General features: G+C 59.8%; 14 protein-coding genes, 1 tRNA gene, 2 rRNA genes and 3 pseudogenes (1 of these 20 cut by a window edge). 11 read left to right on the top strand and 9 right to left on the bottom strand.

Going from position 1 to position 20,754, the window contains the following annotated elements:
- Positions 1–4 precede the first annotated feature (4 nt).
- On the bottom strand, positions 5–937 hold the full coding sequence (locus tag A6W98_RS20180; RefSeq protein ID WP_072071649.1) for a DUF4123 domain-containing protein: 933 nt from the start codon (positions 935–937) through the stop codon (positions 5–7).
- A gap of 2 nt (positions 938–939) precedes the next feature.
- Positions 940–1,503, bottom strand: a complete 564-nt coding sequence (locus tag A6W98_RS04855) for a contractile injection system protein, VgrG/Pvc8 family (protein ID WP_081251773.1) — start codon at positions 1,501–1,503, stop codon at positions 940–942.
- A 912-nt stretch (positions 1,504–2,415) separates the two neighbouring features.
- Here A6W98_RS04855 and A6W98_RS04845 point away from each other — a divergent pair.
- The 5 genes and pseudogenes from A6W98_RS04845 to A6W98_RS04825 all read left to right on the top strand — a co-directional run.
- A complete protein-coding gene (locus A6W98_RS04845) occupies positions 2,416–2,925 on the top strand; it encodes a MarR family winged helix-turn-helix transcriptional regulator (RefSeq protein ID WP_168161812.1) in 510 nt (169 codons plus the stop codon).
- A complete protein-coding gene (locus A6W98_RS04840; protein ID WP_042458565.1) occupies positions 2,922–4,982 on the top strand; it encodes an FUSC family protein in 2,061 nt (686 codons plus the stop codon). The genes A6W98_RS04845 and A6W98_RS04840 overlap by 4 nt, the downstream gene beginning before the upstream one ends.
- Complete coding sequence (locus A6W98_RS04835; RefSeq protein WP_042458562.1) at positions 4,979–5,188, top strand: DUF1656 domain-containing protein; 210 nt, start codon at positions 4,979–4,981, stop codon at positions 5,186–5,188. The genes A6W98_RS04840 and A6W98_RS04835 overlap by 4 nt, the downstream gene beginning before the upstream one ends.
- The gene (locus A6W98_RS04830) at positions 5,185–6,060 is read left to right on the top strand and encodes an efflux RND transporter periplasmic adaptor subunit (protein WP_196760244.1); all 876 of its coding nucleotides are present in this window, start codon (positions 5,185–5,187) and stop codon (positions 6,058–6,060) included. Before A6W98_RS04835 ends, A6W98_RS04830 begins: the two co-directional genes overlap by 4 nt.
- 398 nt (positions 6,061–6,458) lie before the next feature.
- A pseudogene (locus A6W98_RS04825) lies at positions 6,459–6,934 on the top strand (IS5 family transposase); the annotation flags it as partial.
- A gap of 211 nt (positions 6,935–7,145) precedes the next feature.
- On the opposite strand, the gene A6W98_RS04820 reads toward A6W98_RS04825, so the two are convergent.
- Complete coding sequence (locus tag A6W98_RS04820) at positions 7,146–8,051, bottom strand: helix-turn-helix domain-containing protein (protein WP_042458556.1); 906 nt, start codon at positions 8,049–8,051, stop codon at positions 7,146–7,148.
- A gap of 306 nt (positions 8,052–8,357) precedes the next feature.
- Here A6W98_RS04820 and A6W98_RS22290 point away from each other — a divergent pair.
- The 4 genes and pseudogenes from A6W98_RS22290 to A6W98_RS04805 form a co-directional block, all read left to right on the top strand.
- Positions 8,358–8,783 (top strand): annotated as a pseudogene (locus A6W98_RS22290) (M23 family metallopeptidase); the annotation flags it as partial.
- An 84-nt stretch (positions 8,784–8,867) separates the two neighbouring features.
- Positions 8,868–10,976, top strand: coding sequence for a nidogen-like domain-containing protein (locus A6W98_RS04815; protein ID WP_052677925.1), 2,109 nt, complete (start codon positions 8,868–8,870; stop codon positions 10,974–10,976).
- 61 nt (positions 10,977–11,037) lie between these two features.
- Positions 11,038–11,601: a VPLPA-CTERM sorting domain-containing protein gene (locus tag A6W98_RS04810; RefSeq protein WP_042458553.1), complete on the top strand. Its 564-nt coding sequence runs from the start codon at positions 11,038–11,040 to the stop codon at positions 11,599–11,601.
- An 81-nt stretch (positions 11,602–11,682) separates the two neighbouring features.
- Positions 11,683–11,877: pseudogene (locus tag A6W98_RS04805) on the top strand (transposase); the annotation flags it as partial.
- 550 nt (positions 11,878–12,427) lie between these two features.
- On the opposite strand, the gene A6W98_RS04800 reads toward A6W98_RS04805, so the two are convergent.
- Positions 12,428–13,051, bottom strand: a complete 624-nt coding sequence (locus A6W98_RS04800; RefSeq protein ID WP_042458547.1) for a DUF6441 family protein — start codon at positions 13,049–13,051, stop codon at positions 12,428–12,430.
- The gene (locus A6W98_RS22285; protein ID WP_425600703.1) at positions 13,048–13,167 is read right to left on the bottom strand and encodes a head-tail joining protein; all 120 of its coding nucleotides are present in this window, start codon (positions 13,165–13,167) and stop codon (positions 13,048–13,050) included. The genes A6W98_RS04800 and A6W98_RS22285 overlap by 4 nt, the downstream gene beginning before the upstream one ends.
- Positions 13,168–13,409: 242 nt before the next feature.
- On the opposite strand from A6W98_RS22285, the gene A6W98_RS04790 reads away from it, so the two are divergent.
- Together A6W98_RS04790 and A6W98_RS22190 are read left to right on the top strand one after the other, a co-directional pair.
- Positions 13,410–14,429 carry an IS110 family RNA-guided transposase gene (locus tag A6W98_RS04790; RefSeq protein ID WP_042456325.1) on the top strand — a complete coding sequence of 340 codons (1,020 nt, stop codon included), beginning with the start codon at positions 13,410–13,412 and terminating at the stop codon, positions 14,427–14,429.
- Positions 14,430–14,511: 82 nt separating this feature from the next.
- Positions 14,512–15,768, top strand: coding sequence for a contractile injection system protein, VgrG/Pvc8 family (locus A6W98_RS22190; RefSeq protein ID WP_081251767.1), 1,257 nt, complete (start codon positions 14,512–14,514; stop codon positions 15,766–15,768).
- Positions 15,769–15,955: 187 nt separating this feature from the next.
- Here A6W98_RS22190 and A6W98_RS04780 read toward each other — a convergent pair whose 3' ends face one another.
- The 4 genes from A6W98_RS04780 to A6W98_RS04765 all read right to left on the bottom strand — a co-directional run.
- On the bottom strand, positions 15,956–17,161 hold the full coding sequence (locus A6W98_RS04780; RefSeq protein WP_063490878.1) for a coiled-coil domain-containing protein: 1,206 nt from the start codon (positions 17,159–17,161) through the stop codon (positions 15,956–15,958).
- Between the two features lie 608 nt (positions 17,162–17,769).
- Positions 17,770–17,846: transfer RNA gene (locus A6W98_RS04775), tRNA-Met, on the bottom strand.
- 96 nt (positions 17,847–17,942) lie between these two features.
- Positions 17,943–18,057: ribosomal RNA gene (rrf, locus tag A6W98_RS04770) — 5S ribosomal RNA — on the bottom strand.
- Positions 18,058–18,136: 79 nt separating this feature from the next.
- Positions 18,137–20,754: ribosomal RNA gene (locus A6W98_RS04765) — 23S ribosomal RNA — on the bottom strand; it runs 208 nt beyond the window's last position.

The raw sequence follows: 20,754 nt of genomic DNA, 5'->3' as shown, positions 1-20,754 counted from the left end.
CTCCTTACAATCGATTCCAAATGTCCAAGTCCTGGGAGGCGTCTGCGGGAAATGGTTTGTCGCCTGCAGTCGTGTACCAGTTTTGCAAAGCGATAAATGTTTCACGAACCGAGACTCGCCTTCGTGTCAAAACCTCTCGCGCTCCCGGATGAGTTTCGTCGAAGGTGGGGCCGAATTTCAGCATGCATTTCGCGAACAGCCTAATTTGACGCACGGACGTCAGGCCATATCTTTCGGCGCGCGAAGCAGCCTCCGCTGCGATGTCAAGAATTTCGGCGTCTGACCTGTGTCTGGCAGTGAAATGCAACTCACGCGCCAGTTTTCGTTCGGCTCTTCTTGCTTGCAGATTCTCAAAGCGCCGATACTCAACCATTCCGATCTGAAAGCTCTGCGAACCCTTTCCGGGCGGCTCTTCTGGCGGGATAGGGAGCGTCAGAAATTTTGACCGGAAAGCATCATGATGGGCTAACGGCGAAAGTCCGCATCTTTCACCGAGAAGAGGTGACAACGGAATTGCAAGCCTGCCGAACGGGCGCATAAACATCCGGAGTTTATCTACCTCAAGCGCATAACCAAGGTCGAACAACACGCGAGGATCATAGAAACGGAAATAAACCGGAGCCTCATTCTGCGGAGTCTTCAGCATCGTGTAGCGTCGAAAATGTGCGCGCAAATCTCGCATTGGCCAGTGAGATGTGAAAATGAATCCCCAATGCGTATCGTTTGGCAGGAAAGACGCCATCTCGGAGATTCTGTCATCCATGTGGATCATCCACGGAGCATGGAGGGGCTGCTTCTGACCCGTTTCGCGATAAAAGCAACAGTGCTCGGTCCCCTCAAGAAACTGCGGGAGATCGGGGCAATTCACCCCATCCAGCACAAGCCATGCGGGAGAGTCTTTGGATGATAAAATCTGACTTATCGTTACACCGGCCATGATTATACTTCGTCTTTAAGCGGGAATTGGTGGCCGGGTCGGAATGCCGCGCGCTGAGGCACGGGTCCTCGCCGCCGGATCTCCCTCCAGCACCGCCCGGCTGCCCGCCCCGAGCGTCGCGATATCTCCCTCGGCCTCGAAGCTGTGGTCCTGGCCGCGTTCGTCCGCGGCGCGCCCGCATAGGCAGAGGCCGACAGCAGCTCGGTCAGGATCTCGACCGCGGCCTTGTTGCTGAAGATCAGCTGGTTACGGCGGAGGCTCGCAAGGAAAGCCCTAGGACGCAGCCAGTAGCGATGGTCATTATCGCCCGAGCCCAGCCAGCGGGCCTCGGTGACGATGCCATCGAAGGGCCGCTCTCCCTCGCGGGTGGTGGGGGTAATGGTGGCGTGGGGGCCAATCAGCCGGTCGAAATCGACAGCGGTCGAGGCGGCCAGACAATCGGCGGAACAGTCGAACAGCGCGTTCAGATGGTCGGTGCCTTCAAACCGGCGCAGCACCAGAACGTCCTGCTCCAGCGCCGTGGGCCGCCGGCCCATGCGGGCGTCCTGACGAAAGAAGCCACTCATGAAATACCCTCTCGAATTCCCGCCAAGGTAGTGAGGTCGGTCCTCTGCTGGCAACCCCACGCAGCTGCTTGCGCTGAAGGGCGCAGAGCCACCGGCAGCATCATGCCGACTGGCAGAGTGGCGAGGCTGACGAGGGGACGAGACTGAGCCTTGGCAAGATCAGGTGTCGAGATCTTCCGGAGAGGCCACAGGGGGGGGCGAGGCACGGTGCCCCGAGCCGCACCTGATGCCGCTCAGCCTCCTAGGTCTGGCCCCGCTTGGATTCGGCTTTCTGGCGCTCCGCGGGTACAGGCGCCCGGATCGCCTATTGTGGATACGCAGCACATTGGGATCAGGACATCGAGGCCGTCATCAGTGCGGACCCAGTGGCAGTAGCTGTGGAGAAAGCATCAGCCATCATGCGTCACCCTGCAGTGCGAGCCGCAAAGATTGCGCAAAGAAACTCCGGCAACGGGGTCGCGCGAAACAGGGGAAAATGTGGAACAAATAGGGGTAATTGCGCGAATATCTTGCTTGGCACTGTCTTCGGGAGGCAGGGGCCGGAGGTTCGAATCCTCTCACTCCTACCAATAAAATCAACAAGTTAAGGCCAATCCCAGATCCACAGAAACGAGTGGAAACTCGTGAGGCCATCAGTCGATTTGTGCAACAGAGCCTCGCAAATCCAAGATTCTCTCCAAAGACATCAAGCCCGCGCATAAGCGGATGGCGCGGGTGCTCGGCTGGGTCTGGCGCACCATGTCGCCAAGGGGCCGCAGCTGGGGAAACCGACGCCTGGTTCTCGCGAGAGCGGGCAGAAGGCGCGACCCTTGCACAACGCCGTGAGACCCCATTTGCATGATTCATCACCTATTGATTAATCACCTAAAAAGTGGAAGGTGCTCTGCTTTCCATAGTTGCAGAGCAGGCCGGATGTCGAAGGCACCAGAAACGAACACCGATAGTGAGCCGGGCCATGAGCTCGGAGGTGTGGACATGTTCGAGGACCTGGGTCGCCTTCTGCCAGCGGTGGGCCAGTCTTGGCGCCGGCTTCTTGCCCAGAGGCTCAGCAAGGAGGGCTTGTCCGATGCCGCCGCTCTGCCGATCCTGGTGCTGTTGCGTGCGCGGAAAGGGGCGAGCCGGCAAAACTTTCTGGCCCATCAGCTTGGGCTCGAGACATCGGGTGTCGTGCGCCTGCTCGATGCTCTTTCCAAACGCGGGCTTCTGCGCCGCACCGAAGACCCGACGGATCGCCGCGCGAAGCTTGTAGAGCTTACCGATGAGGGCATCGCCATGGGCGAACGGGCCGACCGGATCGCGCGGGCGCTGAGATCCGAAGTGCTTGCAGAATTGGACAGGCAGGACCTGATCGCCACGATCCGCATCCTTCGCAGCCTGTCCGCGGTCCTTGACGCCTCCGAGGAAAGGCAAAAGGGCCGATGATGATCCCTGGTGGCATCAAGTTGGAGCATGTGCTGTTTTCGCTGAAGACCTTCGGCGCCGGCATGCTCGCCTACTGGATCGCGATCAGATGCGGCCTGTCGGATCCGTATTGGGCGGCCGGGACCGTCTATGTCATTGCCAACCCGCTGGCCGGTGCCATTGCCTCGCGGGCGCTCTACCGTCTGGCCGGGACCGTGCTGGGCGCTGTGCTGATCGTGCTTCTGGTGCCGAACCTGGTTTTCTCGCCACTGCTGCTGAGCGCCGCCATCGGGCTGACCTGCGGGGCCTGTCTGTTCGTCAGCATGCTGGACAGGTCGCCGCGCAGCTATGCTTTCATGCTTGCCGGTTACACGGTTTCGCTGACCGGGTTCCCGCTGGTGAACGCACCGGGCACAAGCTTCGATGTCTCGGTCGAGCGGGTCGAGGAAATCGCGATCGGCATTCTTTGCGCGGCGATCACGGTCCAGGTCGTCTTCCCCTGGCATATCGGACCGATGCTGGCGAAACGTGTGGAAGGCTGGCTGGACAACGCAGCGGCGATGACACGCAGTGTCCTGACCCGCAACACCAACCGCGCAAAGCTGCAGGACGAACGCCACAAGCTGGCGGCCGACGTGATCAGCTTGCGCAGCTTCACCGATCAGGTCGCTCATGAAGGCGTGCGGGGATGGAACCGGGCGGAACGCATGGGAGCGTTGCAACAGCGCATGATCGCGGTGCTGCCGCTTCTGTCCGAGATCGAGGACCTGCTGAACACGCTCGAACGCAACGGCCCGGATGTCTCCGGGTCAGCGGCGCTGACCGGCAAGGTCTTGCAATGGCTCGACAAAGAGACGTCCGCCACCCGGGGCGAAACCGACGCACTTCTGTTTGATATCGACGCAGAGCAGCGGCGCCTCGATGACCAGCCGCACAGTTGGGAAGGACTGCTTCGGCAGCGTCTGACCGGAAAGCTGCGGGACCTCGTCGAGGTTTGGGCCGACTGCCAGTCACTCCGGACGGATATCTCTTCGGGGGAAACCCACGAGCTGCGGCAGCATCTCGCGGCCCGGCACAGGAGTGCCCGAGATCTTCATACCGATTACGGAGCGGCACTCCGATCGGCGGTATCGGTGTTCATCCTGATCATGGTGGCCTGCACCATCTGGATCTGGACCGGCTGGACCTACGGCGCCGGGCTTGCCCAGTTCGGCAGCGTCTTTTGCTGCGTCTTGGCGACAATGGACAACGCGACGCCGGTGCTGCGCAAGGTGGCGCCGCTGATGCTGGTCGCGTTCGTGATCGCACTTCTTTACCAGTTCGCATTCATGCCCGCCCTGGGCGATTTCTATGCCCTGGTGGCGCTGCTGGGTCTCGTGCTGATCCCGGCCGGCGTGCTCATGGCCGTGCCTGCGACATGGATGACGGGCTTCCAGGTCAGCGTGAACCTGATCTACATGATGACCCTCGGCAATCAGGTGAGCACCGACTTCACGGCCTTTGCAAATGCCAGCCTGTCGACCTTCGGAGCCCTCGCCCTGGCCACGATCATCATGTCGACGGTAAGGGCCGTCAGCGCCGAGCACAGCGCGATGCGCCTGCTGCGCTCTGGTTGGCGCGTCGTATCCCAGATCGCAGCCGGACGGCGCCAGGTCGCGCCCGAGCTGATCGCCGGGCGGATGACCGACCGGCTCGGCCTGATCGTTCCGCGGCTCACGCTGTTGCCGCCAGACGCCGCTCTTCTCGAGAACGACCTGCTTCGCGACCTGCGTGCCGGGCTCTGCGTCCTGGAACTGCGCAACCTCCGCCCCGAGATGCCGGACGCTTTCAGGCTCGGTCTGGACCGTCTTCTCGACCAGGTGTCAGAGCATTACCGGAACGACAAGTCCGGCCCGGCCCGGGCCGAGAGGGAAAGCGCCATGGCCGGCATGGTGGACGAGTGTCTGAACCAGGCTCTGGCCGCCTCCGGCACGACAGCCCGCCGTTTCGGCAACGCGCTTGCCGGGCTGCGCAGCGCAATCTGCCCCGGGCAACCCGCACCGGTTCTGAACTTTTCCGATCGGGGGACCCTCGCGTGAAACCGGATATCGATCTTTTCGGCGTCTTCGTCCCGACGCTGCTCGTGCTCGCGTTGGGCTCGTACATTGCCCTGCGTCTCCTGTCGGCCGTACTGGCCAGACTGGGGGTCTACCGGCATGTCTGGCACCCGGCGCTGTTCAACCTCTGTCTCTACTTCACGGTGCTCGGAGCCACCGTTCTCTTCATGGAGCAACTGAAATCATGATCTACTGGATGAGACGCCACGCCGGTGGCGTTGCGCTGACAACGGTTCTGGCTGTCTGCGCCCTGCTCCTCGGCCACAACCTCTGGAAGTACTACGTCGACGCACCCTGGACGCGGGACGGGCGCGTCACCGCAGATGTCGTGCGGATCGCTCCCGAGATCTCGGGAACGATCAGTGCGGTACATGTGATCGAGAACCAGTTCGTCCATGAGGGCGATATCCTGTTCCAGATCTCGCCCGAGCGGTTCCAGCTGGCCGTCGAAGCCGCGCAGGCCGACCTTGACAGTGCCCTCGAGGCCATGAAGCTCGACATCTCCACGGCGGAACGCAACACCAAGCTGGAGGAAAAGGGCTCGCTCAGCGCCGAAGCCGCCGAGCGGTCCCAGCGCGAGGCCGCCGCCGCCCGGGCCGAGGCGCGCAGCGCGGAGGTGGCGCTGGATGTCGCGAAGCTGAACCTCAAGCGCACCGCGGTTCGCGCGCCGGTGGATGGCTACGTCACCAATCTTCACCTGCGCAAGGGCGACTATGCCGTTACCGGCGACGCCACCGTTACTTTGGTGGATGCCGGGAGCTTCCGGGTGACGGGCTATTTCCGCGAGACCCAGCTTGCACGCATCAAACCGGGCGATCCGGTGCGCATCGGGCTCATGGGCGTGAGCGGGGAGTTGCAGGGGCATGTAGAGAGCTTCGGCCGCGGGATTGCCAATAGCAACGCCGCCTCGGACGATCTGGGGCTGCCTTTGGTGGAGCCGGTCTTCAGTTGGGTCCGCCTGGCCCAGCGGATCCCGGTCCGGATCGCAATCGACGGCGTGCCGTCCGGTGTTGAACTGGCTGCGGGTATGACGGCCAGCGTGAGTGTGGTGACGAGGTAAGCCGTGTTCCGCGTAATAAAGCAGGCCTTGTAGGAGGTGCGTCCCCACGAGCCGCTGGCAGGTCATCAAGGCGCAGCAGGTCAAGCCGAGCGAGGTCACAGAATACCTGCTGCAGCAATTCATCTACCAGGCGACACGTTACCTGGTCTGGATGGATGACGATGCCCCCGACTTTGGCAGCGCGACCGATGATGAGCGCAATAACGGCTTTTGGTGGGGAGACGAAGATGGGCTCATGCCCGATGGATCGGAAGGATATCTCTGGCAATGACGGATTGGACAACCATCCCGAACAGCGTCATCGAAGCGGGTAAACCGGGCGTGCGGTCGATGGGCGCGCACTCCGCGACAAACCCATTGCCGAAGGCGCGCCCGGGGCGCCCATCGTATCGAGTGGCTGGTATCTGAAGGCCCATCGTACGGCGTCCAGCCTGGGCGTCAAAAAAGGGGGCGTGGGCGTCTGATTGGCCGACCCAAAGGCGGCATGAATACGAAACTGCACGCCATCTGCGACAGCCAGGGCCGGCCCATCGACCTGTTCCTGACTGCCGGACCCGTCAGCGATTACATCGGGGCGCGTGCCCTGGTCAGCGGGTTGCCCAAGGTGAAATGGCTGCTCGGAGATCGTGGCTATGATGCCGATTGGTTCAGAGAAGCCTTGCAGGACAAGCAGATACGTCCTTGCATCCCGGGCCGGAAGAAACGCAAGACGCCCGTCCGGTACGACAAGCGCAGATACAAACGTCGCAACCGGATCGAGATCATGTTCGGCAGGCTCAAGGACTGGAGGAGGGTTGCAACCCGTTATGACCGCTGCCCACAAACCTTCTTCTCAGCAATCGCACTCGCTGCGACCGTAATCTTCTGGCTTTGAGAGAGAACGAGTCCTGTACCTAGGGCATTTATGAAATCTGTTGTGAATTTTTTCTCTATGGGCATGGGCCGCCGTTGAAATAGTCAATTCCGTGACGATCACAGAAATCACCGTCGAAAAAATGCCGCCACGCTCGCGCCCTCAGCGACCACGCCATTCCCGTTGGCGGTGTTTCCCTTGTCTCGCTGGAAATGATCCTCTTCCTCCCAAATTATCGGTTTCGATCCAACCAGTTCCGATAATACTCCACGATCTTTTCGTCGCATAGGGAAACGGAACCACCAGCGAGAGCATCAGCCGTGATTTGCATGCAATGAACGGGTTCGACGCGGCGCCCAAAGGGTATTGCGCAAACAGGCTTCATTCCCAGCCGTTGAGCGATACTACTGCCTTCGGGTGTCACTGCGACCGTCCCGACCGCAGCGAAGAAGATCCCATGTTCAGCCACACGGCACAGGGATTTGATCAACGATTGGAACAACATCTTCAAGGTGGCGGGGTTCCGGTGGGCCGGCTCGATCCCTGCCATCACGATATATGCGAAATACGCGCCATGCCCGGTGATTGCAATCGGCGTATCCAGATGCTCGACTGCAAGCATGGAATCCCGAAGAGAACCCCGCATGACGGCAGCAAAGCTGTCCTTCGTCAGGATCAGGTAATGCCAGTAGCCGACGATCCGTCCATGATGAACGAGCACCTGCCATGTCCAAGGCGAATCGTGAAAGATCGGCGCCCACTGGTCGGTCGTGCCCTCGTCAAGCTCGACGATGTCGGGGATAAGTGCTGTGTCGATCTCGATCAAGCGCTCGACGAGATCGTGTTCTTCCATGCCTGCCAACTCGAGAAAGGCATAACCCTGCATCGCATACTCACTGTGCCCAATCCCGTCGAGAATCGTCCAGTCGAGAAAAAGCGCGTCGAGCTCCGCCTGGCTGAAACCCAGAACATCGCGGAGGCCACCTATGACCTCTGGTCGCCGCGGTTTGGCTTGCCCCTTCTCGTAGCGGTGAATTGTTACGGCATCTACGCCAAGACGCTCCGCCAAAGCGGATTGCGACAAACCTCTTGCCTCACGGCGTGCAGAGATCTCGAGGGATAGTCGTGGTAGGCGCATGACTTAAAGGACAAGAAGTTCACGCCCTTGCCTGTCTAGGTGCTGGCGCTCCAAAAGTCCTGTCTCCCTTTTCGCTGTCAAACCGCAAAGTGATGCAAGATTCGTGCAGGACGCAATCCTGTGCGCTTGCCTCGTCGCGCAGTCCGTAATCTCCTATCAGATGTGTTAAGCGGGTCGAATAATCTAGATTCCCATGCGCGAGGAAGTCACGCACGGCTTACAAAACCGAGAAGCTCTATACTTTCAAGTGACTGTTCAGGAAGCGACATTCCGGGTTTTCGTAATAGATAGAATTTTGGAGGCGCAATGTTCACACTTAGGCTCCCCTTTCCCGATGGCACTTCGATTGACTTTACGCAAGCAGCATTCTCAGGCGCCCCGTCTCATGGGGCATCCGACTCCGGAGCGGTTGACTTTGGTTCCTCTGTGGATCTCGCAGTGCCAATTCTCACGCCGATAATCGCTCCATATGACGGTGAAGTGGTTAGCGTATACTATGGATCAACCGCAACGGAAACCTCATCGGACAATAGCCCGGACTATGGGCCGGTCGGATTGGGGAACATTGTCACAATAAGGCACTCTGGCCCAAGTGGCGAGTTCTACGCAACATATGCCCATCTTGCCCCCGGATCAGCACTTTTGACCCCTGGACAGGAGGTCCGAGTTGGAGAGACGGAAATCGGTCTCGTGGGTCAAACCGGATACAGTCTTGGCGCACACTTGCATATTACGATCAACCAAATTTCGGTCGACCTTAGAAGTGACGACAGGCCGAGCGGAGAACCCATATTCTATGTATTTGGCGGAGACGAAATGGTTTCGGTTGATCTTGATGGCACAACGGCAACTTTCGGAAACTCGAACGAATCTTGGATATATCAGAACATTCTTTGGCAAACCGACGAGGGTCCCATTCTTACTCCTGTCGGAGTTGATGCAGACCTTCCACAGGACCTGACCCCCGCAGACATTCAAGATCCAAACGAGAGCACCGGGGTCTCGCTCATCTCCGGCCTTGGCGGGGATGCCGGTTTCGGGGAAAATCTCCTCGCGCGCAACGATGACGGCTCCACAGCCGCCGTCGATATCACGAGCATCTTCGAAGACGGGCTGAACTTCTTCGGCAGGGAGTTCACCCAGCTCTGGGTCAACAACAATGGAAGCGTCACATTCAACGGCGCACGCTCGACTTTCACGCCAGAGTTCATCACGGAGTTCAGCAACAACCCTGAAATCTCCCCCTTTTTTGCCGACGTCGACACGCGGGGCGGAGACACCTCCGAGACGCCTGGCGGCAATTCGACTGGATCTAACCTCGTTTACTACGACTTCGACACAGTCAACGACCGGTTCATCGTGACCTGGGATGACGTGGGCTATTACGCCTCAGCCACAGACAAGCTGAATGCGTTCCAGTTGATATTGACCGATCGCGGGGACGGAGATTTCGACGTCGAGTTTCGCTACGAGGACATCAACTGGACGACCGGCGATGCGAGCGACGGCACGGGAGGCCTTGGCGGTGTGGTGGCTCGCGCAGGCTATACCGCCGGAACGGGCGATCCGGACGCCTATTTTGAACTTCCGGCCTCAGGCGACCAAGGCGACATTTTGGCCCTCGACGAGACAGAGGGCAACACCGGCGATGTTGGGCGCTGGCTGTTTCGCGTACGTTCTGGCGATATAAAAACGAGCGATATTCCGCCGCTCCCGCCGATCGGGCTGACCGGATGGGCTGCGGGCGATCCGCATCTCGCAACGTTGGATGGCGTCGGCTACGACTTCCAGGCCGTGGGCGAATACGTTCTGCTGCGCGGCGTGTCGGCCCCGAGTTTCGAAGTGCAGGCGCGGTTTCTGCCGGTCGGTAACGAGGTCAGCGTGACTTCGGCCATCGCGACCAATCTGGGCGGCACGGCCGTAATGGTGGACGCAACCGACGCCACCCCCGTAACCATCGACGGAGTCGTCACCGTGATCGACGATTTCTCGTTCGTAGATGTCGGCAACGACCGGATCTACCGCGAGGACAACACCTATACGATCATCTATGCGGGCACAGACGGTGTGGTGAATGCGGGCGACAGTCGGCTGATCGTCGATGTCGTAGGAGACCGCGTCGACCTTGAAGTGCGCTTCAACAGTGACCTTGCCGGTGACCTCGAAGGCCTTCTGGGCAACGGTGATGGCGACGGGTCGAATGACATCGCCCTGGCCGATGGCTCGGTCTTGGATCGGCCCCTTGCCTTTGAAGATCTCTATGGCGAGTATCGCGACGATTGGCGCGTCAGTGACGAGGTGGACAGCCTGTTCACCTATGATGACGGCGAAAGCCTCGCGGGTTTCTACGATCCGGACTACCCGGGAAGTCTTGTCACTCTCGACGAGCTCGATCCGAGTGTCCGAGCCGCTGCGGAACAGGCTGTCACCGATGCAGGCCTGACGCCTGGAACCGCCAATTTCAACAACGCTGTCTTGGATTTCGCGCTCACCGGCGACCAAAGCTTCATTCAATCCTCGCTGAATGTCCCCGGGATCAGCGAGGCGGACGTCGTGCCAATCGATGAGCCCGGTTTCAACGTGATTAACGGAACCACGGGCCGCGATATTCTTACAGGAACCGAGGATGCGGATGAGTTCAGGTTCAATGGCGGCTATGGTGACGTGGCCACGGGCAATGGCGGCGAAGACATCTTTGATTTGACAGTCAACGCAGCAAACGGAGCAGTCGACAGTGCCCGGATCATGGATTGGACAGATGGCGATATTATCATCGGCTTCTGCTACGAGGATATCCATCTGGAAACACTCCGCACGAGCAGCACCACCTTGCGGTTCGCCTATGGCCCCGACAACGATGTGCTGACCATTTCCGGAGACATCACAGAAGGCCTCGAAGGGCTATTAGAATTGAATTTTGCATAAAAGCGAAGATTTTCTGCGTGCCGCTGCGGCCGCCCCATGTATTGGGTGAAAGGGATGCGATATGAAGCACAAGACACTTGGAATTCTCGTTGTCGCGAATGTTTGGCTCGCGTCGGTAGCCGCCAATGCGGCCACCTTCGCGGGCTACACTGAGACCAGCGACGTCTATTTTGACGATGACGCATCGTTCGACTACGATCCGTCATTTCTCGGCGGATCAATCACCAGCCCAGATTTCTTGATCGATGTCGCCTTGGCTGCTGATCTGTCATCGGGTTTCCTGACTTTGTTGGATGATTTCTCTGTCGTTGCCCTCGACGGCACGCTGGTGGGAACTGCCCTGAGCGTCGACAATGGCGTTGCCGATGACTCATTCTCAATGTTGTTCTCGCTATCGACTGGGATTCAGTCGTACGCGATTGCGACATTTACCGGCGACTTAGATGGCTTTGGGATTTCCGATTTCTTCACCGATGGCGTTCTTTTTGCGGACGGCAACTTGACCATCACCGGCGCCACGCAAGACGGTACCGCCGTTGTTCCTCTCCCGGCAGGCGCAGTTTTGCTCCTATCCAGTCTAGCGACTATCGCGGGTTTTGGCCTCCCAAGGCGACGCGGCCTTTAGATTTCTCTACCAACAGTGACGTGCTCCCCTGAACAGTCCGCGGTTTGAGGTTAGCCTGTTCTCCAAACGAGGAGACAGACGATGCGGAAAAGCCGTTTCAGCGAAGAGCAGATCATTGGCATCTTGAAGGAGCATCAGGCCGGGATAGGTGCCAAGGAACTGTGCCGCAAGCACGGCATCAGCGATGGCACCTTCTACAAATGGCGCTCGAAGTATGGCGGCATGGAAGTGTCCGAGGCCAAGAGGCTGAAGGCCCTGGAGACTGAGAACGCAAAGTGGCCAGGCGAAGGCCGACGAGGAACGCAATAGGGGAGAGGATCGCTACCGGCGGCGCGAAGCGGCGACAGAAAAGTTCTACAAAATTCTGAAGCCAAAGTTTGTCCCTCATGGCTATTACTTCGAAAAGGGTTTTGGTCCCTCATTGAGAATTGCTCCATTTTCACCTGGGAGCGGAAGCGGGCCATTCGAAATCACCGGAAGTTACAACGGAAAAGGCTATTACGTTAGGGACCAATGGGGCCCACCGGGTGATGCCGTATTTGAACACGATTGCGACGAAGCCAGGGTCCTCGAATTGGCGGGGAGCTTTTTCGGGCGGACAATCGACTACAAGAGAACCGAAGATAGGAGGCGCAAAGAAAGTAATGACCGGATCGCGCGAAACACCAAAAATTCACAAACCACGCAAAGTGAAAGCTCAAACGCGGTGCCGTGGATTATCGGCATTGCTTTCATCTTCTTCCTGATATTCTTGGTGTCGTAAAGATTCGCTGACAGCGCGTATTCGATTGGGATATTGGGATTTCCGGGACCTTCGTTTCAGGCGTCAGTTTGCTCTCCAATTCGCCACGATCAGACCCGGCACATTGTCCAACGCCCGGTCAGCATCCCGCGCCAGATCCAGCCGTTTCGGCAGCTTGACCTGCGGGACCAGCAGGAAGATCGGCGCGGTGACCTTGCCCCGCCCGGTCTTCGAGCGCGACACGACCGCCTGACCCTTCGTGTTCAGCCGTCCCTCCGCTACCAGCAGGCTGGGGCCCATCCGGCGATAGACGAAGCGCAGGCGCAGACCGCGTCGCTGTTCCCATTCACCGGGCGTGATCCTGCCACCGCGGAGGGACTTGCCTGCGGCGGGCAGCGGGATCGCCAGCCAGAACCCGTTCTTCGAGCGGATCAGCGGCCCAGTGTCATGCGCGCCCACGATGACCGGGGCCTTGAACCAGACGAGCGCCGCGGCGTTCAGGCTCTCGCCGGCCTTGGGGTAGGTCTGGCTCCGGATCGAGTTCGCCAGCCGCCGCCCGAGCCCCGCGCCAGTGATCTGTCCGCGCCAGGCGGTCTTGAGCCCGGTCCCGGCCTCGCGCATGGCGGCGGTGACGGCCTTCTCGCCGGCCTTCACTTCCGCGGCCATGGCGGCGACGAGATCGGGCGTGATGTCGAGTTTCAGCTTCACGCGGGCCTCAGATCGACGGTCCAGACGAGCCGCTCGCGGTCACGGACGGGCTCGCCCTGAACGAGGAAGGCCTCGCCGTCGATCTCGATGCGGTCGCCGGGCCGCGGGCTCGCCACTTCGGCGAGGCGCAGATCCAGCCGAGTGGTTTCCGACCAGATGCGCGCCTCGCGAAGCCGGTCACATCATCCGGTCGGCGCAAGATTGCGCGGACCAGCGGCGGCGAAGGCGGTCATCAGAAGCTGCCGTTCGCTCCGCGCGATTCCTGCCGATAGCGGATGATGTGGATGGCCCCTGCTCCCCCGGCGTCGCGATGCGCCATAGTGCAGTTGTCATCGACTGCTGAGAGAGGAGCCACCCAATGACAGTCAATACGGTCGGCCTGGATTTGGCCAAGGATGTCTTTCAGGTTCACGGGATTTCCGCGAATGGGCGCGTCATTTTCAACAAGACGGTGAAGCGCGCCAAGCTTCTGCAATTCTTCGAGGCCCTGCCGCCCTGCGTCGTCGGGATGGAGGCGTGTGGGTCCGCCCATCACTGGGGCCGCGAATTGGGCAAGCTCGGTCACGACGTCCGGCTGATGCCTGCGGGCTATGTGAAACCCTATGTGAAGCGGGGCAAGACCGACGCGGTCGATGCCGAGGCGATTTGCGAGGCGGTGCGCCGACCCACGATGCGCTTCGTCGAACTGAAGACGGAAGATCAGCAGGCGATCCTGGCGATCCACCGCACCCGCGATCTTGTGGTCCGGCAGCAAACCCAGATCGTGAACATGATCCGCAGCATCTTGCGCGAATTCGGCCACATCCTGCCGACCGGAGTGGGCGCCATCCTCACCTTTGCCAAACGCCACCTCGGCGGGGACCATCCCGACATGCCGGAACTGGCCAACGGCATTCTCGGGACGCTGTGCCATCAGCTGGTGGGCCTCAACACCCGGGTCGTCGGCTACACCAGGATGATCGAACAGCACGCCATGATGACGGCAGATGCCCGGCGGCTGATGCGCATACCCGGGATCGGTCCGATTACCGCCTCGGCCATCATCGCCACGATCGGCGATGCGAAACAATTCCGGACCGGGCGCGATCTGGCGGCCTGGCTGGGTCTGCCCCCCCTGAACAAATCCAGCGGCGGCAAGGAGCGGCTCGGGAAGATCACCAAGAAGGGCGACCGCTACATCAGGAAGCTGCTGATCGTCGGCATGACGTCGCGCGCCTTGATGGCCAGGAAGCATCCCGAGCGTGCCGATCTCTGGACGGCGAAGATGCTGGCCCAGAAGCCGTTCCGGCTGGCCACCGTCGCCATGGCCAACAAGGCCGCCCGGATCGTCTGGGCCATGCTGACGAAGCAACAGGACTACCGCCAGCCGGGCACCTGACCGCCCGGCCGGCACGAGTTGCAAGACGCTTGGACCGTGATGATGCGGAACGAAGTCAACCAAAAGCAAGGACACTCCGTGAATGTCAGCGGCCCGCGAGGTCGCTAAGCCGATTGGAACCTCGCTTGCGGAACTCATCAGGGTCAGTGGCATCCCGAAGGTGTCACGCAAACAGGCCGGACAGACGACTGTACTGACAATGGCGCCGCAAAATCACAATAAAGCTCTTGCAAAGCAGGGGCCATCCACAGAAGACATTGAGCGCCTCGGCCCCTGCTGCCTGCAGAATCACGAAAACGGCCATTCGTGGTCGCCGCGGCGAGAGCAGTTTCGGCGCGGTCCTGGCCACCGGGAATTGCGCCCTCGTGGCCCCCTGGGGCGGTCTCGGTACTTGATCTTGGCAGGGCTCGGTCCTGTCCCGTCGGCCAGCCTTACCGCCCCTCAAATCGGCACGATGCCGCCAATGACCGCGCCCCCCAAAGCGAACGGCAGCCGGGGGTTGTCACGGCACGACGTGCGCCACTACCTTAGCGGTATTAAAAGAGGGTATTTCATGAGTGGCTTCTTCCGTCAGGACGCCCGCATGGGCCGGATTTCAACGGTTCTGGGGCAGGATGTCCTGGTGCTCCGCCGGTTCGAAGGCACGGATCACCTGAACGCGCTGTTCGACTATTCCGCGGACTGCCTCGCTGCCACGGCCGATCTCGATTTCGACCGGCTGATCGGGACGCATGCCACCGTCACCCTCACCACGAAGGACGGCGAACGCCCTTTCGACGGCATCGTCACCGAGGCGCGCTGGCTGGGCTCGGGCGACAACGGCCATCGCTACCGGCTGCGGCTCCGGCCCTGGGCCTTTCTTGCCAGCCTTCGCCGTAACCAGCGGATCTTCCACAACAAGACCGTGATCGAGATCCTGACCGAGCTGCTCTCAGCCTATGCGGATGCGGGCGCGCTGACGGTGGAACTCGCGAACGACTACCCCGAGCTCGAATACACCGTGCAGTATCGCGAGAGCGACCTGGCCTTCACGCCTGCGGTGGCTTCATTGATCACCTGGTCCGCGAACAAAGAACCCTCGCGCAAAATCCTCCGGTCGATCTTCGAGCCCTCCCGGGATCGAGCGCGTGCGATCACCCAGACCACCGACTACGCGATCTCCTGCAAGCTCCGGAAAAAGGTGGAGATGCTCTTCGCGCATTTGAAGCGCATCCTGGGTCTCAGCCGTCTCCGATTGCGGGGCCCGAGCGGCGCACGTGATGAATTCCACCTCGCAGCCACCGCACAGAACCTCCGGAAGCTCGCAAAGCTCCTTCCGATCCCACCGGTCGCCTGTTGAGGAAGGATAGGCGCAGGCGCCGCAAATCCTGAGCGAGGAGAAATGCGATCGCCGAGCCGAGTTTTTCAATGGAATACGCCCGTTCCTGTCGGTGCTTGGAGCCATGCTCCATCTTGCACAGATGCCGCGGAAGGCTGAGGATCGGTCATCCAGTACGTTTGGCACGAAAGTCGGTTCCAGGACTGGTTTACAAGTGCCCGCCCTGCCAATCTGCCTCGATCTCTCTGGCTTCGTGCTCGACATCTTCCGGCAGATCAGGACGGCCGAACAACCGCTGCATTCGCCGCATCATTTCTTCGACGAAGGATGCCCGCTTCTCGGTCTCGTCGATTTTTCGCACCAATCTTCGAATGATAGGCAACAGGCGAACCCGAAGGGGCCTCGGTGCCACGCGGATCGGCGCAGGATCCCTGAACTGAAGCTTTCCATCATTCAGAATCTGGATTCCGCCCGTCTCAATCTCCGCGACCACATGGTCGATCGCTGCGAGGCTCGCATCCAGCTCCTCTTTCTGCGCCCTTACCTCCTGCGCTTCCGACACCAACTCGGTGCGCGCTGCCGCCACTTCCCCTTCTCTGAGAGAAATTTCGCCCGCACGGGCATCCAGATCGGCCGTGAGCGCTTGCGCGACTTCTGCCTGTTGCGTCTGGTGCTGCTCGCGATGCGCCAGATCTGCTTCGCGCGCTGCGATGAGGCGAACCTTTTCCGCGATCGCGGCTTGCGCCGCCAAGGCCCTCGCCTCCTTCCGCGCAAGCTCATTTTCCTGCGCCGCGATCGCGGCCTCCTTTTTCTCGAGGCGGAGCTGATAGGTCCGCCGCCGCTTCTCTTTTTTCTCCTCTTCGACTGCTTTGGCGTCGAGTTCTGCCAGGTGCCGACGCGTCTTCTCCGCGGAGGCTCTCAGCGCATCAAGTTCCGACTGATGCGCCTTTTCGTCTGTCTTCAACCGGGCGAGTTCCAACTGCCGCGATTGCAGCTCTTCCCGAGCGAAGTCGAGTTCCGCTTCAAGTTCGTCGATTTCCACAAGGATGGCGTCCAGCTTCGTCTGCTGCACCCCCCTCTCGTTCGTGGCCTGCACAAGGGCTTTTTGCTCTTCAGCGTGCTGTTGCCGCAGCGATTCCAGCTCGCCAGGAAGATCATGGTGCAACTCGCGCACACTGCGATGAAGAGTGTCGGGATAATCCGCGCCCGCCGCGATACGGTCCCACTTGCGGTGCCCGCGTTCGATTTCGGGATGGTATCGCCGCATGATCTCGGCCGCGAGGTCCTGAAGCCTCGATAGTGTGCCGCGTTTGGCTGCTTCGCTCATCGAAAGACCCGCATTCGTATAAGCGCGCAAGGTGAAATGCGCATGCTCGCGGGCCCGCAACAAGGGCAGCGCGATCTGCACCAACATGCGGACGATCAAGCGCGTGGATCTGGAGCGCCGGGTCCTGGATGCGCTGGAACACCACCTGATGGATCCCGGTCTGGTGGAAGCGTTCTGCAAGGAATACACGGCTGAGCGCAACCGGCTGCAGGACGCGGCCCTGGCCGGTCGAGGCAACCTGGAAAAGGAGCTGGCGCGCGTGAGAGGCAGCCACGCAAAGCTTGTGGACGCGATCGTGGCCGGGATCCCGGCGGAGCAGGTAAAGGACCGGATGCTGGCGCTCGATGCGCGGCGCAGAGAGTTGGAGGCGGCGCTTTCCTCGGCCCCGGCCTCCGGCCCCGTCCGGTTTCATCCGTCTATGGCGCTGACTTACCGGGACCGGGTGGGCGCACTGATCCGCGGTCTCGGGGACGCCGCGGGGATGGAAGAGGCGAAGGAGGCGCTTCGGGCGCTTGTGGACCGGATCGTTCTGACACCGGCTGCGGAGGGGGAAGGCCTGACGATCGAGCTTCACGGGGCGCTGGCGGGTCTTCTGCGTCTTGCGACAGGTGCGGAGGCCCTGACGCCGCCGACAACGGCCGGCACCCCGGAAGGGGATCGGCTGGAAGGCATTGATAGTCTTGGAGAATTAGTGTTGGTTGCGGGGGTAGGATTTGAACCTACGACCTTCAGGTTATGAGCCTGACGAGCTACCGGGCTGCTCCACCCCGCGCCAATTCTGCGCTTGGCGAGAGCCATGCGCGTCCGTCCCATGTCTTTTTGATATAGGGACGGAACATCGAACAGAGAGTTATATGGCTCTTTCTAGGTTTGGCGGCGACCTACTCTCCCACGTCTTGAGACGCAGTACCATCGGCGCGACGGCACTTAACGGCCGGGTTCGGAATGGAGCCGGGTGTTTTGCTCGTGCTATGACCACCAAACCGAGGAAGAGCCATTCTCCAAGTCGCGTACACTGGGGTTGTGTTGCTGATGACCAGCATAGCTTGGCTATTACTGGATCAAATCAAGCCTATCGGACAATTAGTACCGGTCAACTGAACGCATTGCTGCGCTTACATCTCCGGCCTATCGACGTGGTGGTCTACCACGGTCCTCAAGGGATACCTTGTTTTGAGGGGGGCTTCCCGCTTAGATGCCTTCAGCGGTTATCCTGTCCGATCATAGCTACCCTGCACTGCCGTTGGCACGACAACAGGTCCACCAGTGGATCGTTCACCCCGGTCCTCTCGTACTAGGGGCAACTCCTCTCAAGTATCCTACACCCACGGAAGATAGGGACCGAACTGTCTCACGACGTTCTAAACCCAGCTCACGTACCTCTTTAAACGGCGAACAGCCGTACCCTTGGGACCTGCTCCAGCCCCAGGATGAGATGAGCCGACATCGAGGTGCCAAACACTGCCGTCGATATGGACTCTTGGGCAGTATCAGCCTGTTATCCCCGGCGTACCTTTTATCCGTTGAGCGATGGCCCTTCCACTCGGGACCACCGGATCACTATGGCCGACTTTCGTCTCTGCTCGACTTGTCAGTCTTGCAGTCAGGCTGGCTTCTGCCATTGCACTCAACGAGCGATTTCCGACCGCTCTGAGCCAACCTTCGCGCGCCTCCGTTACTATTTGGGAGGCGACCGCCCCAGTCAAACTACCCGCCACACAGGGTCCCGGATCCGGATAACGGACCGCGGTTAGACATCAAGCAGGAGAAGGGTGGTATCTCAAGGGAGGCTCCGCCAGAACTGGCGTCCTGGTTTCAAAGCCTACCACCTATCCTGCACATCGCATGCCTGATGCCAGTGTGAAGCTGTAGTGAAGGTGCACGGGGTCTTTCCGTCTAACCGCGGGAAGCCTGCATCTTGACAGGCAATTCAATTTCGCTGAGTCGATGTTGGAGACAGCGGGGAAGTCGTTACGCCATTCGTGCAGGTCGGAACTTACCCGACAAGGAATTTCGCTACCTTAGGACCGTTATAGTTACGGCCGCCGTTTACCGGGGCTTCAATTCGAGGCTTGCACCTCTCCTTTTAACCTTCCGGCACCGGGCAGGCGTCAGACCCTATACGTCGTCTTGCGACTTCGCAGAGCCCTGTGTTTTTAGTAAACAGTCGCCACCCCCTAGTTTGTGCCCCCGGCCCATGGTTGCCCACGAACCGGGCCTCCTTCTCGCGAACTTACGGAGGCATTTTGCCGAGTTCCTTCAACATCGTTCTCTCAAGCGCCTTGGTATGCTCTACCAGTCCACCTGTGTCGGTTTAGGGTACGGTCTGATGGAGGGCTATTTCCAGGAACCGCTCAGCGGCAAGACCAATCCGATAAGGTCTCACCACACCTGCGATCCGTCACATCCTCCTGGCCCACGAATATTAACGTGGTTCCCATCGGCTACGCTTTTCAGCCTCGCCTTAGGGGCCGGCTTACCCTGCTCAGATTAGCTTTAAGCAGGAACCCTTGGACTTTCGGCGTGAGGGTCTCTCACCCTCATTGTCGCTACTCATGTCATCATTCTCGCTAGTGATCGCTCCACCGGTGCCTCACAGCCCGGCTTCACAGCCAAACCCGTTCCTCCAATCCGCCCGAGGGCGGTAAGGAGGAGTGGGTTTTTTCACACTACGCTCCGCTACCACTGCATATGCAGTCCTAAGCTTCGGCTCGTGGCTTGAGCCCCGTTACATCTTCGCCGCAGGACAACTTATTTAGACCAGTGAGCTGTTACGCTATCTTTAAAGGATGGCTGCTTCTAAGCCAACCTCCTGGTTGTTTTGGTCGTCCCACCTGCTTTCCCACTTAGCCACGAATTGGGGGCCTTAGCTGTAGGTCAGGGTTGTTTCCCTCTCCACGACGGACGTTAGCACCCGCCGTGTGTCTGCCATCTAGTACTCCCGGGTATTCGGAGTTTGGTTAGGATCAGTAAGCCTGTGGGGCCCCATTACCCATCCAGTGCTCTACCCCCCGGGGTATTCGGATGACGCGCTACCTAAATAGCTTTCGCGGAGAACCAGCTATCTCCGAGTTTGATTGGCCTTTCACCCCTAGGCACAACTCATCCCGACCTTTTTCAACAGGTGTGGGTTCGGACCTCCAGTTAGTGTTACCTAACCTTCATCCTGGTCATGCCTAGATCACTCGGTTTCGGGTCTGATCCCACGAACTCGACGCCCATTTAAGACTCGCTTTCGCTGCGCCTACACCTATCGGCTTAAGCTTGCACGTGAGACCAAGTCGATGACCCATTATACAAAAGGTACGCCGTCAGGACTCGAGGTCCCTCCGACTGCTTGTAGGCGTTCGGTTTCAGGTACTGTTTCACTCCCCTCGTCGGGGTGCTTTTCACCTTTCCCTCACGGTACTGGTTCGCTATCGGTCAGCAAGGAGTACTTAGCCTTCGAGGGTGGTCCCCCGATCTTCAGACAGGATTTCACGTGTCCCGCCCTACTTAATACGTCCGATCATGCTTCCCATACGGGACTGTCACCCACTATGGTCAGTCTTTCCAGACTGTTCTGGTCACATTCACGGCTCGGCTGGTCCCCGTTCGCTCGCCACTACTAGGGGAGTATCTGTTGATTTCCTTTCCTCCGGGTACTTAGATGTTTCAGTTCCCCGGGTTTGCTCTTGAAA

The organism is Rhodovulum sulfidophilum DSM 1374 (assembly GCF_001633165.1).
Taxonomy (GTDB): domain Bacteria; phylum Pseudomonadota; class Alphaproteobacteria; order Rhodobacterales; family Rhodobacteraceae; genus Rhodovulum; species Rhodovulum sulfidophilum.
The sequence above is the reverse complement of the archived record's forward strand: the minus strand, read 5'-3'. Positions and strand labels throughout refer to the sequence as shown.